This window comes from Pantoea sp. KPR_PJ (genome assembly GCF_041386365.1).
Classification (GTDB): Bacteria; Pseudomonadota; Gammaproteobacteria; order Enterobacterales; family Enterobacteriaceae; genus Pantoea.
Genome location: NZ_JABMIK010000005.1, coordinates 85,970 through 100,005, shown reverse-complemented (window position 1 = coordinate 100,005; position 14,036 = coordinate 85,970). Strand labels below are relative to the sequence as shown.

Genomic DNA, 14,036 nt, shown 5'->3' with positions numbered 1-14,036 from the left:
GCTTAAAGTAGCTATTTGATATTACGAGCAAAATTTCAAATATAAAAGGGCTAATCCGTACTTAAAGGACAAAAGCGGACAGGAACGAGAAGGAAGAGTAAATCTTTCTCATACCAGGCTCGCCCTGGCGAGATCTTTTTATTCAGTCAACGCCATGCTCAGGGCTGAGCCATTGAATAAGCGAGGAGTGAACGCTGCCACTGACCGGCACGATCTTAGATCAGGAAGCTACGCCGGTTGATAAGCGGAATGCGCTGGGTATGTTTACGGCATTACGGCATGAATTAATAACTTTCGCCACCTGGCTGGCAGCAAGCGCGGCAGGCCAGGCCAGCGTAATACTGCATAACCGATTGCTGACAAGTTGCGCCATATTGAGGCACATTGCACCAGCACCGGGCAAGGCATCTCAATAAGACGCTGGGGCGGATAACAAGGGCAAGCAGCGCGATAAAAGGTAATCGGTTGCGCATACGATACCTTTTCATCAATCGCCGACGTAATACGTTTTTCATATAACGTATTGAATAACGGTCAGATATGCGGATTTCTGGCACAGGGGTTGCAGAAGAGTAAGCCTGACTCAACGCCAGTCGCGCCTGCCTGCGCGAAAAAAGGAACGCCATGCCATCTGAAATTACCGCGCTTCGCGCCAGCTTTTTTGATTTTACCGGGGTGGTAAGCCGGCCCGAAGAGATTGCCGATCGGGCGCGTTATCTTGAGGATGGCGTGCTGCTGCTCGAAGCCGGGCGCATTGTTGGCTTGTATGCCTGGGACGCGCGCCCGCCACTGCCTGACGAGGTGATCGACCTGCGCGGCAGGCTGATCGTACCGGGTTTTATTGATACCCATATCCATTATCCGCAAACGGAAATGATTGGGGCCTATGGTGAACAGCTACTGGAATGGCTTAATCACTATACCTTTCCGGTAGAGAGCCAGTATCACTGTCCTGACCACGCCGCCACTATGTCTGAATTCTTTCTGCAACAGCTGCTGGCAAACGGGACCACCAGCGCGCTGGTGTTTGGTACTGTCCACCCGCAATCGGTCGACGCGCTGTTTAGCGCCGCCGACGCCATCAATATGCGTATGATTGCTGGCAAGGTGATGATGGATCGCCATGCGCCGGATGCTCTGCTGGAAACGCCTGAGCAGAGCTATGCTGATACCCGCGCACTGATTGCGCGCTGGCACGGACGCGGACGCCTCAGCTATGCGCTGACCCCACGTTTTGCCCCCACTTCAAGCAGCGCGCTGCTTGAAAAGGTCCAGCAGCTGCGACAGGAGTTTCCTGACGTCTGGCTACACACTCACCTGAGCGAGAACCCACAGGAAGTGGCCTGGGTCAAAGCGCTGTTTCCCGAGCGTCAGGGTTATCTTGATGTCTATCACCATCATCAGCTGACCGGTCGGCGCAGCCTGTTTGCGCACTGTCTGCATCTGGACGATCGCGAGTGGCAGTGTTTGCATGAGACCGATTCCGCCATCGCCTTTTGTCCGACCTCTAACCTGTTTCTTGGCAGTGGACTGTTTAACCTGAAACGCAGCTGGGAGCAGGGCGTGAAAACAGGTATCGGGACGGATGTCGGTGCCGGCACCACCTTTAATATGTTGCAGACGCTGGGGGAAGCCTACAAGGTCGGACAGCTGCAACAGTATCGACTCAGCGCGGCTGAGGCGTTTTACCACGCCACGCTTGGCGGTGCCTGCGCGCTCGATCTGCACGACCATATCGGCAATTTCAGTGCAGGTAAAGAGGCGGACTTTGTGGTAATCGATCCCGCCGTCTCGCCTTTGCAGCGGCTGCGTCTCAGTCACAGCAAAGATATCTGGGAGCAGCTTTTTATGCTGATGACCCTGGGCGATGACCGCAATATCGCCCAGACGTGGATCAATGGTCGGGCAGTGTGGTCGCGCGATGCCGGCTGCACGCAGCGCTGAGTTGTCCAGCGCGCCGCAACCTGCCAGGATAGTTTTTTGCACAGCGATCAGGAGCGAGGCATGAACGTCAGACAAAATCCGTTTTTCCAGGCCAGTACGTTGCCCTGTCAGACGCCGCCGTTTGACCAGATTCAGGAACAGGACTTTTTGCCTGCGCTTCAGGCGGGGATTGAGGAGAAGCGCCGGGAGGTGCAGGCGATTGCAAACAGCACCGAGACGCCGACCTTCGCCAATACCTTTGAGGCGCTGGAGCGCAGCGGACAACTGCTGGAACGCGTCAATCTGGTATTTGGCGCAATGACCTCCGCACATACCAGTGATTATCTGCAACAGGTCGATGAAGAGATTGCGCCCCAGCTTACCGCATTAAACGATGAGATCGTGCTGAACAGCGCCCTGTTTGCGCGTCTGGATGCGGTCTATCAGCAGCGCCAGACGCTGAATCTCGATCCGGAGTCGCTACGGCTGGTGGAGGTCACCTGGCAGCATTATCAGCTGTCTGGTGCCCGTCTGGACGAAGAGAGCAGACAGACACTCAAGGCGCTGAACCAGCAGGCGGCCCGCCTGAGCACGCGTTTCACAAACAAACTGCTGGCCGCCACGAAAGCGGGTGGGCTGGTAGTAGAGACGTCAGGTGAGCTGGACGGGCTGAGTCAGGCGGATAGGGCTGTGGCGCAGGCGGCGGCAAAAGCACGTGGGCTGGAGAATGCCTGGCTGCTGGTGCTGCAAAACACCACGCAGCAGCCCGCGCTGCAGGCGCTGCGCTCACGTGAAACGCGTAAGGCGCTGTTTGACGCATCCATCCACCGCAGCGAAAAGGGCGATGAGAACGATACCCGCGCACTGCTGCTTGAGCTGGCGCAGGTTCGTGCGCAGCAGGCGCAGCTACTGGGCTTTGCCACTTTCGCAGAATGGCAGCTCACCGACCAGATGGCTAAAACGCCCGATGCGGCGTTTGCCTTTATGCGCAATATTGTTCCGGCCGCGCGCGCGCGCGCTGAACGCGAGGCGGCGGCGATACAGCAGACGATTGACCAGCAGCAAGGCGATTTCACCCTGGCCGCGTGGGACTGGACCTTTTATGCCGAGCAGGTGCGTAAAGCCCAGTACGATCTCGACGAGAGCCAGATCCGTCCTTATTTCGAGCTGAACAACGTGCTGGAAAAAGGGGTATTCTGGGCGGCGAGTCAGCTTTACGGCATTCGCTTTAGCGAGCGCCACGATCTGCCGGTTTATCATCCGGACGTGCGTGTCTATGAAATTTTTGATGTAGACGACGCTCCGCTGGCGCTGTTTTACACCGACTATTTTAAGCGTGACAACAAGGGTGGCGGTGCCTGGATGAGCAACTTTGTCCATCAGTCAAAGCTGCTGGCGACACGCCCGGTTATTTACAACGTGTGTAACTTCACCCGCCCGCCAGAAGGGGAACCGGCACTGCTTAGCTGGGATGATGTCATTACGCTTTTCCACGAGTTTGGCCACACCCTGCACGGACTGTTCGCCACTCAGCGCTATCCCAGCCTCTCTGGTACGGCAACGCCGCGTGATTTCGTAGAATTCCCCTCACAGTTCAACGAGCACTGGGCGAGCGAGCCGCTGGTATTTCTGAACTACGCGCGCCACTACCAAAGCGGGGAGGTGATGCCTGATGCGCTGCATCAAAAAATCGTGCGCGCCAGCCGCTTCAATAAGGGCTATGACATGAGCGAACTGCTGGCCGCCGCGCTGCTCGATCTGCACTGGCACAGCATTGCCGCCGGGGAAGCACCTCAGTCGGTAGAGGGTTTTGAACAGCAGGCGCTGCAAAGCGATAACCTGGCGCTGGCAGCGGTTCCGCCGCGCTATCGTTCCAGCTATTTTCAGCATATCTGGGGCGGCGGCTACGCAGCCGGTTATTACGCCTACATCTGGACCCAGATGCTGGCTGATGACGGCTATCAGTGGTTTGCAGAAAACGGCGGGCTGTCGCGCGAGAACGGCGATCGCTTCCGTCAGATGATTTTGTCGCGCGGCAACAGCAGCGATCTCAAACAACTGTATGAGAAGTGGCGCGGTGGCGAGCCGCAGCTTGCGCCAATGCTGAAAAATCGCGGTCTTGCCGACTAAGGCTGAGCGGGCGTAGTGCCCGCTTTTTTTATCCCAGCGGGCCGCCTTCAATGGTTTCACACATCCCGGCCAGCACGCGTGCGCCGGTCTCCTGGCGTAGCTCCTGATACCAGGCCGAGGTCGCCTGGGGATCTTTGCCGTGGGTGACATCGCAGCGTTTGCGTGCCTTCAGCACCAGGTCACGCGTGCGTTCTACCCGACGCGCCTCATAGCGTAGCAGCGCATCCTCAATGCTCAGTGAATGGGCAGCCAGGCAGTTGGCCAGCACGACAGCATCCTCCATGGCTGCGCAGCCGCCCTGACCAATATCGGGTGTCGTGCTGTGTGCCGCATCGCCCAGCAGCGCCACGCGGCCCCTGACAAAGCGGCTAAAGGGTTCAATATCATGGATCTCCACGCGGTTAGTGGTAGCGGGATCGAGGGCGTCAATCAGCCGCTGCACCGGATCTGCCCAGCCGTGAAAGTAACGACGCAGATCGGCTTTCACCGTAGTGCGATCTTCCGCCAGACCTTTCGGCAGGGGCACATCAAAGAAGAAATAGAAGCGGTTCTGGCTTACCGGCATCAAGGAGACGCGTTTGCCTTCGCCGACAAAGGTGGTCCACTGATTGGCGGGCGCAAGCGACTCGTCAATCGTCACCAGGCCATTCCAGTTCACATAACCGGCGTAGCGACGTTCAACCTGTTCGCCCAGCACGGCGTGGCGGATCACCGAGTGCGCACCGTCAGCGGCGACCAGAAAATCACCCTGCGCCGTTGAGCCGTCATCAAAATGTGCGGTGATGCCGTCGCACTGTTCTGTCACCTGCGTCACGCGCTTGCCGAAGCTCACGCGTTCACGGCCATAGCTGTCGATCAGCATGGCCTGAAGTTCGGCACGTGCCACCGGGTAGGGGTATTCACCCACCTGTCTGATCAACGGATCCATACTGAAGCGCGTTAACGTCGTACCGCTGGCAAAGTCCTGATAGGCCATATAAGCCATATTGCCACCCAGCGCGCGTAGCTGCGCTTTCAGGCCCAGGGTGTTCAGGCATTTAACGCCATTAGGCCAGACAGAGATGGCCGCGCCTACGGGTTTCATCTCTTTTACGGCTTCAAACACCGCAGTGGTAAAACCCGCCTTTTCCAGTGCAATCGCCGCGCTCATACCGCCGATGCCGCCGCCAATTACAATCGCTTTCATGAGGTGCTCCTCTCCTTGTTTAGACTGTAGAAGCTGCAACTTTTGTACCAACCATGAGAATCCCTCCTGATGCGGTGGTCAGCGTCGATCGCAGATGGAAAGGGGGCGAAAGTGTGCAAGGAGGCGCGTAAGATGCACTACTTTAGTGCGATTTTTCTGGTCTGAATCCTTTGTTTCAGGCCGGGCAAGAGTGTGATGGCTGGAGGCTTTTGCGCAACGCGTTAAGACGTTTAGCGCATTGCCAGCCATACTTAGCCTGTGTTGAATTCGGGGGAGCATCAGAATGAAACTGCCTTATGCCATACTGCTGTTGAGCACCATGCTGCTGGGACACAGCGCAATTGCGCAGCCGACAGCCTCACAAACGATCTTTGCCCAACGGACACCGGTTGCCCAGCTTACGCCGATTGCGGCAAAGTGCGATCTCGCCAGCTGTCAGCAGAATTGTTATGTAGAACGTTCCCACTGCAATACGCGGGGAAACGGTTCCTGTAGCAGTCAGACGCAAATTTGCGTGCAGAATTGTGCCAGCCAGTGTCGGTAAATCTTAAACGGCAGATCGACAGGTTTGCCGTTTTTTGATTCATATCAAACCACTCCCTTGCCGTTTCCCTTTCTTTGATTTCCTCAATTAAAATAGGTCATTCCGTCACCCGTACCGATATAGCTGTGCGGCAATCTCTCTGCTTAAGAATGAGGGTTATGAGTTACGTTTATCTGTTTATCGCCATAGTGGCAGAGGTGATCGCCACCAGCAGCCTTAAAGCCTCCGAGTCTTTTACCCGACTGTGGCCGTCAGTGGTGACGGTGGCGGGGTATATCATCGCGTTCTATTTTCTGACGCTGGTGCTGCGCACCATGCCGACCGGTATTGCCTACGCCATCTGGTCCGGTGTCGGCATTGTGCTGATCTCAGCGGTAGGCTGGATCGTGTTTAAGCAGAAGCTCGATCTGCCCGCCATGCTCGGACTGGCATTGATTATCGCGGGCGTGCTGGTCGTGAATCTGTTTTCTAAAACCGTCGGGCATTGAGTAACAGCTACTGCGCGGCGTGATATTCCGCTTTCAGTGTATTAACCAGCTGATGTGCTGACATCTCCCGCGCCAGCATCGCTCCCTGACCCGCCCACTGCGCGCCGAACCCGTGCGCATTCTGAGCGGCGGCCGCGTCAGCAAGCGCCTTGCCTAACGAGTAGGCCAGCGGATAGGCAGGAATAGCATCAGGACTCACGTCCCGCGTAAACTGACAAAAAGCGTTACTGATGCAGCGCGCAGGTCGTCCTGAAATAGCAGCAGTGAGTTCGGTAAAGGCAGCCGCATCGCTTTTCAGCGCTGAACGCCACGCCTCGCTTGCCGCCGACTCCGGACAAAGAATAAACGCGGTGCCCATCTGGACCCCGGCAACGCCCAGCCGCATCATTGCGGCGATCCCCTGACCATCCATAATGCCGCCGGCGGCAATCACGGCCCTGTGACTATGGCGCTTAATCGCCTGAACCAGCGTCAGGGTACTCATTTGCGCATCCGCCTTTTCCAGATCAAAAAGGCCGCGATGGCCGCCTGCTTCAATGCCCTGTGCAACGATAAAATCGATGCCTGCGGCGGCTATCTGGCGTGCTTCATCCACCGAGGTGGCGCTGGCCAGCGTTACGATGCCGTTTTGTTTCAACTGGTCGATAAACGCCTGCTCAGGCAAACCAAAATGGAAGCTTACCGCCGCAGGTGCAGCATGCAGGATCACTTCAGCCATGGGGGAGCCGGCATGAAAGCAGGGGTATATCTCCTCCAGAGAAGCGGGCGGTGTGGCGCCAAACCGGGCGAACAGCGGTTTGAAGCGTGCGATCCAGGCGTTTTCACGCGCTGCATCGCGCAACGGTGGCGTATGGCAAAAGAGGTTAACGTTAAAGGGTGCACGGGTCAGGGCACGCAGTTGCGTCAGCATGAGTCGCGCCCGGGAGGGATCTGACGCGCCGACGCTAACGGAGCCCAGTGCGCCGCTGTTGCTGACCGCTGCGGCCAGTTCGGGCGTCGATACGCCCGCCATCGGCGCCTGAATCAAAGGAAAGCTCAGCTGAAGCGCCTGGCAGAGGCGGTTGTCCATAATCAGTCCTGCTGGTGGAAATAACCGCAAACAGCATCGCGTCGTGTCAGGCAAAACGCAACACCCGTGCCAGACTTTGCGGCGCTGCCAACAAAACAGCGTTAACGCCTTCAGAGTGATGCCGGTCATTAAGGAGGGAGAGAACGCCTGCCGCGAACCTGTTCTACAACACATCCCTCAAGGAGGGAATGTCATTAGTTACATCATACAGAATAAACCCTAAATTTTCACCGTCAGACTTCGGCGCTGCCATTATTTCAACCAGTTAAAGAGAAAAAGCGCCCGCGAACTGTCACATTTGCGCCAGACGGACTAACTTTTATGATCTGTGTAGCGGGCAGCATAGGGTTATCACACATTGCCGTAACAATAACCAGCCGCCTGTATGCGATTACGCCGGTAAAACAAGCCGGAATTCTGTGTTTTTTGAGCGCCTGAGGTTGCACGGGCGCATGTTGCCGGAGAGAGCAGGTCATGCACAACCTTGATATGCAGGTGTTAAGCGCGGGATTGCAGTGGGTCAGCGCGCATGAGGTGTGGCTCTGCACGGTGCTTTCGACCTATGGATCGTCACCGCGCCCGCCTGGCGCGATGATGGTTATCAGGAAAGGGGGCTACCACTGTGGTTCACTTTCGGGCGGCTGTGTGGAAGAGAGCTTCATTGAGCGTATTCGCCAGGACGCCTTTTCTGCGGCCAGTCAGGTGGTGCGCTACGGTGAGGGCGGTTTTGAGCCGGACAGGGCGCTGCCTTGCGGTGGTGTGCTCGATATTCTGGTAGAGAAACTCCCGCCCGGCGAGGCCAGCATCGCCTACCTGCAACAGATGCACGATGCTCTGACGGCGGCAACGGCGGTTAAAAAGAAAATTATCCTGCCGCATCCCTGCTATTCGATTTCACCGGCGACCTATACCAGCCGCACGCTCACCAGCCGGGACGGCGCAACCGTTACGCTTACGCTCTCAACTGCGCCACGGCTGGTGATTGGCGGACTCTCGAGCGTGGCGCTTTTTTGCGCTAATTTTGCCGTCGCGCTCGGCTTTGAAACCGTGGTGTGCGAACACCGTGAAGACGTTCTGGATAATATGACTGCTTCACTGGACAGCCACGTTATCCTGATTAAACAGTTTCCCGCCGTGTATCTGGAGCGCGAGGGTTGCCACGCCGGCACGGCGATCCTGTCGCTTACTCACGATCCTCGCATTGACGACCTGACCATGATGGAAGCAGTCAATCTGCCCGCTTTTTATATCGGCGCGATGGGGTCAAAAAAGAACAGCATGAGGAGAAAAGCCAGGCTGGGTGAGTATGGTGATTTGCGGCCCGAACAGATTAGCCGCATTCATGCACCGGTTGGCATTGATATTGGCAGTAAAACCCCTGCGGAAATTGCGCTCTCCGTTCTGGCCGACATTGTGCGTCATAAAAATGGCTGCGCGCTCCCGGCCGAAGCGCCGGTGGAGCCGCTGATGGCACAGGAAGGCCTGGGGTGAGGATTGCGATCCTGATGATGACGGCTGGCTTCAGCCGCCGTTTCCGGCAAAACACGGGGAAACATAAGCTGCTGGCGTTGCTGAACGGTAAACCCGTTTTACAACACAGTCTGGAGCAGGCAGCGGCAACAGGACTGGACCTGTTTGTCGTGACCCGGCCAGAGGATGCTGCTATTCATGCACAAATTACCGCTGGCCAGAGGGTGATCTGCGACAGCAAAGGACTGGGTGACTCTATCGCCGCCGGAGTAAAAGCCAGCGCAGCCTATGATGGCTGGCTGATTACGCTGGGCGATATGCCTTTTATCGCCTCAGGAAGTTTGCTGGCCGTGGCTGCCGCACTGCACCATTCACCGCTGGCGCGTGCGGTGGTGCACGGGCAACCCGGTCATCCTGTCGGCTTTCAGCGCGGCTTTTATCAGGCTCTGTCTGAGCTGCAAGGGGACACGGGCGCACGCGCTTTGTTACAGCACACGCTGTGTCATGCCGTTGAGGTAGAGGATACAGGGTGTGTGCAGGATATTGATACCGAGGCCGATTTAATCCGTTTCAACAGCCTGATGGCAGCCGGTAGCCGGTAAGGTCAGGACGCACTGGCGGGTCGGGGGCGGGTATAGCGCACCATCCCCGCCAGTAGCGAAATCACGTCTTATTACGTTCGCTGTAAGGGATGCCACCGCGCGCTTTGTCAGTGGCTTTGGTTTCAATAATAGACACCACCACCACATCGCGATCTACGCCAAAGCTTTCCACCACGGCATCCGTAATCTTTACCATCAGGTTTTTCTTCTGCTCGGCAGAGCGACCCTCTACCGCATGCACCACAATCTCAGGCATCCTGTTATCTCCTTTGTTAGCAATAATCGCAGCTTAGTCTGTCACAGCCGGCCGCGTGTCGCCGGTTTTTACCCGCACAGGGACGTTTCCGGCAAATTCTGATTATCGGCACAGTATCCGATACGTTTCATCCTCGTGTATGACACCAGCAGAAAACGTGACGTCGAGAGACTGAATGGCAACAAACGTGTTGTTCCTGTTCAACAGCCTGTCTCTCTCATCCGTCGCGCCCTTTTTACATTGCTGTAAACAGGGAATGGCTCCCCTCTGGCAAATTCAGTATAACCAGTGATACCGCGACTGTAACTCACGGCGTCAGGCTGGCGCAGGCCGGAGAGCTGAGGGCGAAACCGGTGAGTCTGGCACTGTAGTGACTACCGGCCAGACGCGCTTCTGCACAGGCTCACGCGACCAGGGGGGCAGTGCTTTCCTGCGGCTTAACACACTCGGCGATCACGCCTTTGAGCCAGTCAGCAGAGGCTTTTTTACCACTTCGTTTATGAGAGTAAATTTTTACCGTAAAAGGTGGGGCAGAAAAGGGTAACTGAAAGGTTTTCACCTGCGTTAAATCGGCCATTTTGCCGGCCACAAAGGAAGGGATTGCCATCAGCAGTTCGCTCTCAGCAATGATGTAAGGGGAACTGAGCATTGACGGGGTTTTAATAACGATGCGTCGCTCCAGCCCCAGCTGGGCCAGATGCGGGTCCAGCAAGCCTCTTTTTTCATTCCAGGGCGTGACCACCAGATGGCCTGCGGCAAGATAGTCATCGAGCGTCAGGCTCTGGCGGCGGCCGTTGGCGATCACCACAAATTCATCGCTGAATAGCTCCACTTCATCCAGATCCTGGTGGATGACGTCGTCCGGCTCGCTGAAGCTCAATGCCAGGTCAACCTCACCGGCAAGCAGTTCATTCAGCGCGGGATTATGGGGCAGGTGACAGAGCTCAAAGCGCAGAGCGGGCGCACGGCTTTCGAGCTCTTTCATCAGCGTCGGAAAGATGCAAAAGGCCGTGTAGTCGGTGACGGCGATGCGAAAGGTCTCGCTACTTTTCTGCGGCTCAAAGGGATGTACCGGGCTCAGCCGCTGGTTCAGCGCGCACAGCGTCGCCGCTATCTCAGGGGCAATCTGCTCAGCATAGACGCTGGGGCACATCTTATGTCCTTCGCGGTAAAAAAGGGGATCGTTCAGAAAATCACGCAGGCGCGTCAGCGCATGGCTTAGCGCGGAGGTACTCATTGCAAGCTCTGCTGCTGCCAGCCGCACAGATCGATGACGGTAAACCGCATCAAAGACTGGCAACAGGTTAAGGTCAAGACGTCGCAGAACATGATGCATGAAATTCACCTTTAATTGATTTTATTGCACTTAATTCATTGAAGGATAGCGATTATTATGGCTCTCATCAATCTGCCCTCAACAGAGAAAAACGTATGACGGTTATTATTCGGCAGGCCACCCCGGACGATATGGATGCCATCTATAACATGATTAACGGATTATCCGTCTACAGTGAAACGCCGCAGCAGGCTGCGCCCGATATCGATGAGATCCGACGATCTCTTTTTTCTCAGAAAACCAATGCCGAAGCCTATATCTGCGAAATCGACGGCCACATTGCTGGCTATTGTGTGATTTCCATGAGCTTTTCAACCTGGCTGGGACGCCACAGCCTGAACATGGAAGATCTCTATTTTACGCCTGATTATCGCGGGCGCGGCGCCGGCAAGGCGATACTGCAGTATATTGCGCAGCTGGCCGTCAGCCGCTGCTGTAGCCGTATTGAATGGAATGCGCTGGAGTGGGATACGTCGGCGAAAGCGTTTTATCACAGTATCGATGCGCTTCCGCTGAGCGAGTGGGTACGCTATCGCCTTGATGGACCGGCACTGGAGCGGTTCGCGTCGCGCGAACTCAGCTGATCGCCAGGCCCGACGTGCTGGCGACGCCAAATATCGACAGGTATGGCCAGCGTGTCGGAGAGACTACAGGCGCGGTTCGGATAAAAGGTCATCAAAAAGGCTGCCCGCAGGCAGCCTTTTATCAGGGGACATGACATTACTCCGGGGCGACCAGGTAGCGTGCTACTGGCATGTCCGGCTTCTGGTGAAAGGCATAAACGCGTGTCTGTATCTTCTGATCATTCATGGTGTAGCGTTCAATCTGGCGCAGATGCTCCATCCAGGATCCCACCACAAACGTCTCTACAAATATGCCGGGTTGCAGAATATCTTCATAAACAGCCCAGTTGATGGCACCGCCGCGTCGGCGAACGCGACGCATATCCTGCATACAGAGAATGAAATCATGCGCGTCCTGCTGACGGATATGATACTCATAGCTCACCCGAACCGGCCCACGATCGTGATCGATATCCAGCGTCGGAACGGGCTCGCCGCTCTCGCTGACATCAAGATTCAGATCGGGATCCTTATCCAGGCGCCAGCGCAACACGGTCAGCGAGCCCAGCACCATACCCACGGTCGCCACGCAGAGTGACACCGGAATGCCATAGTGAGAGGCAAGCTGCCCCCAGATGGCACTGCCCACGGTCATTGAGCCAAAAAACACCGTCAGGTAAACCGCCAGCGCACGCGCTTTCACCCATCTGGCGGCGCTGCGCTGCGCGCCGAGGTTCAGGGTTGAGAGGACCGCAATCCAGGCGAAACCGGTGAAAAACTCAAACGCATTGAGCAGCCAGATATGCCGCACAAACGCCAGCGCGAGCAGGGTGGCAGCAAACAGCAGGCTTGCCAGCACCATCAGTTGGTCAGCGTTAAAGCGTTTGCGCAGACGAGGCAACAGCACCGCTCCGCAGATCGCGCCTACGCCGATAAAGGCCAGCATAATGCCGTATCCACCAGGGCCTAAGCCAAGCTCCCGGCGGGCAACCAGCGGCAGAAGCGCCCAGCCAGCGCTGCCGAATATAAAAAAGGCGAGGGTACGAACCAGAACGTTGCGCAGCACCGGGGCCGCGTGCACGTAGCGAATACCGGCCCGTACCGCCGAAAAAAAATGCTCGGGCGGCAGACGCTGCACGCTGGGCGCTTCTTTCCAGCGATAGAGTACCCACGCCACCCCCAGCACAGAGAGGGCATTAAGCAGGAAAACCATCCAGGGACCCGCGAAAGAGAGGATCAGTCCCCCCAGTGCAGGACCAATGGCGCGGCTGATATTAATGCCCAGTGAGTTCAGGGCGATCGCCGGGCCCAGCTCCCGCTTTTCCACCAGCTCCGGCACAATCGCCTGAAACGGCGGTGAACTCATGGCAGCACCTGCACTCATCAGGAAGGCGGCAATGAGCAGCACCAGCGGCGTCACGTGCCCGGTAAAAGAGAGCAGCGTCAGACCCGCCGCCGCGATAAACACCCACAGCTGCGAAAAGAGCAGGTATTTTCGTCGGTCAATGATGTCAGCCAGTACGCCAGAAGGCAGGGCAAACAGGAACATAGGCAGGCTGCTGGCCGCCTGCACCAGCGCCACGCTGAGCGGATCGGCGCTGAGCGTCAGCATCGTCCAGTTAATGCCGACGTCATTCATCCACGAGCCGATATTGGATACTACCGTGGCGATCCAGAGCAGGCGAAAAACCGGCTGCCGTAGCGGCTGCCAGGGTGAGGCGGTCACAGCGGGCAGGCTCTCTTTTTCCGGGGTGACGTCGTGAATATCGTTAACCTGCGCCATAGCGTACCTCGCGGGACTGGCTTGCACCGACTCGCCACCGGCCTGGCCCGGCGATCGCCAGCGTGGTAAAGATAATTAACAGCAGCCAGCCAAACTGGCCCTCTGCAATACTCCAGTCGGGATGCACAAACAGCATCGCGACCAGCAGTACGGCAATAATGGGCAGGCAGGCCAGGCGGGTAAATGCGCCAACCAGGATAAACAGCGGGCAGATGACCTCAGCAACAATGGCGGACAGTAAACTCACCCAGGGGCCGAGACCAAACGGATCCTCAATATGTGTCAGCTCTTCGCTGAAGTGGAATATTTTTGGCAGACCGTGCACGTGCAATAACAGCAGGCAGCCGGTAAAACGCAGGAAAAATAACCCTGCATCAATGCGGGGCGGCTGAGAGTAGAGACGCGTCATGATCGCTTTCCCTCCCGACGTTGCCTCGATACGCTGCGCGCGATCCCTGCGATCTGCGCTTGCATTCGGTCGGCTTTACCAGATGTCACCATACATTCTCCTGAGACAAGGGACCTGACACGGCCATCAGCGCCGTGGACAGATCATTGTCCTGCTGGGTCAGCAGGATAGCGGAATGGCAGGATTATGATCAGGCGGATCGGGAAGCGTCTAGTTATACAAAGGGATAGGTATACCTTCGTATAGTTATCCCTGAAGATAATAGTCTGAAAACGGA

General features: G+C 56.7%; 13 protein-coding genes. 7 read left to right on the top strand and 6 right to left on the bottom strand.

Features of this window, described 5'->3' with window-relative positions; all coding sequences use genetic code 11:
• Positions 1-624: 624 nt before the first annotated feature.
• Positions 625-1,944, top strand: a complete 1,320-nt coding sequence (gene guaD / locus HP564_RS12615) for a guanine deaminase (protein WP_371243519.1) — start codon at positions 625-627, stop codon at positions 1,942-1,944.
• A gap of 60 nt (positions 1,945-2,004) precedes the next feature.
• Complete coding sequence (gene dcp, locus HP564_RS12610; protein WP_371243516.1) at positions 2,005-4,053, top strand: peptidyl-dipeptidase Dcp; 2,049 nt, start codon at positions 2,005-2,007, stop codon at positions 4,051-4,053.
• Between the two features lie 28 nt (positions 4,054-4,081).
• On the opposite strand, the gene hpxO is transcribed toward dcp, so the two are convergent.
• A complete protein-coding gene (gene hpxO / locus HP564_RS12605; protein ID WP_371243514.1) occupies positions 4,082-5,239 on the bottom strand; it encodes an FAD-dependent urate hydroxylase HpxO in 1,158 nt (385 codons plus the stop codon).
• 283 nt (positions 5,240-5,522) lie between these two features.
• Here hpxO and HP564_RS12600 point away from each other — a divergent pair, with 283 nt between their 5' ends.
• The gene (locus tag HP564_RS12600; protein ID WP_371243512.1) at positions 5,523-5,783 is read left to right on the top strand and encodes a hypothetical protein; all 261 of its coding nucleotides are present in this window, start codon (positions 5,523-5,525) and stop codon (positions 5,781-5,783) included.
• A 158-nt stretch (positions 5,784-5,941) separates the two neighbouring features.
• Positions 5,942-6,271 carry a multidrug efflux SMR transporter gene (locus HP564_RS12595; protein ID WP_371243510.1) on the top strand — a complete coding sequence of 110 codons (330 nt, stop codon included), beginning with the start codon at positions 5,942-5,944 and terminating at the stop codon, positions 6,269-6,271.
• A gap of 7 nt (positions 6,272-6,278) precedes the next feature.
• On the opposite strand, the gene HP564_RS12590 is transcribed toward HP564_RS12595, so the two are convergent.
• Positions 6,279-7,340, bottom strand: coding sequence for an NAD(P)H-dependent flavin oxidoreductase (locus HP564_RS12590; protein WP_371243508.1), 1,062 nt, complete (start codon positions 7,338-7,340; stop codon positions 6,279-6,281).
• Between the two features lie 474 nt (positions 7,341-7,814).
• Here HP564_RS12590 and HP564_RS12585 point away from each other — a divergent pair, with 474 nt between their 5' ends.
• Both HP564_RS12585 and HP564_RS12580 read left to right on the top strand, forming a co-directional pair.
• A complete protein-coding gene (locus tag HP564_RS12585) occupies positions 7,815-8,831 on the top strand; it encodes an XdhC family protein (RefSeq protein ID WP_371243506.1) in 1,017 nt (338 codons plus the stop codon).
• Positions 8,828-9,412, top strand: coding sequence for an NTP transferase domain-containing protein (locus HP564_RS12580; RefSeq protein ID WP_371243505.1), 585 nt, complete (start codon positions 8,828-8,830; stop codon positions 9,410-9,412). Before HP564_RS12585 ends, HP564_RS12580 begins: the two co-directional genes overlap by 4 nt.
• A gap of 61 nt (positions 9,413-9,473) precedes the next feature.
• Here the strand turns inward: HP564_RS12580 and HP564_RS12575 are convergent, their stop codons facing one another.
• Together HP564_RS12575 and HP564_RS12570 are read right to left on the bottom strand one after the other, a co-directional pair.
• A complete protein-coding gene (locus HP564_RS12575; protein ID WP_371243503.1) occupies positions 9,474-9,668 on the bottom strand; it encodes a 4-oxalocrotonate tautomerase family protein in 195 nt (64 codons plus the stop codon).
• Positions 9,669-10,071: 403 nt separating this feature from the next.
• Positions 10,072-11,004, bottom strand: coding sequence for a LysR family transcriptional regulator (locus HP564_RS12570; RefSeq protein ID WP_371243501.1), 933 nt, complete (start codon positions 11,002-11,004; stop codon positions 10,072-10,074).
• 95 nt (positions 11,005-11,099) lie between these two features.
• On the opposite strand from HP564_RS12570, the gene HP564_RS12565 reads away from it, so the two are divergent.
• Positions 11,100-11,588, top strand: a complete 489-nt coding sequence (locus tag HP564_RS12565; protein ID WP_371243499.1) for an N-acetyltransferase family protein — start codon at positions 11,100-11,102, stop codon at positions 11,586-11,588.
• Positions 11,589-11,724: 136 nt separating this feature from the next.
• Here the strand turns inward: HP564_RS12565 and HP564_RS12560 are convergent, their stop codons facing one another.
• The gene (locus HP564_RS12560; RefSeq protein ID WP_371243497.1) at positions 11,725-13,350 is read right to left on the bottom strand and encodes an MFS transporter; all 1,626 of its coding nucleotides are present in this window, start codon (positions 13,348-13,350) and stop codon (positions 11,725-11,727) included.
• On the bottom strand, positions 13,337-13,759 hold the full coding sequence (locus HP564_RS12555; RefSeq protein ID WP_371243495.1) for a DoxX family protein: 423 nt from the start codon (positions 13,757-13,759) through the stop codon (positions 13,337-13,339). Before HP564_RS12555 ends, HP564_RS12560 begins: the two co-directional genes overlap by 14 nt.
• Positions 13,760-14,036 lie beyond the last annotated feature (277 nt).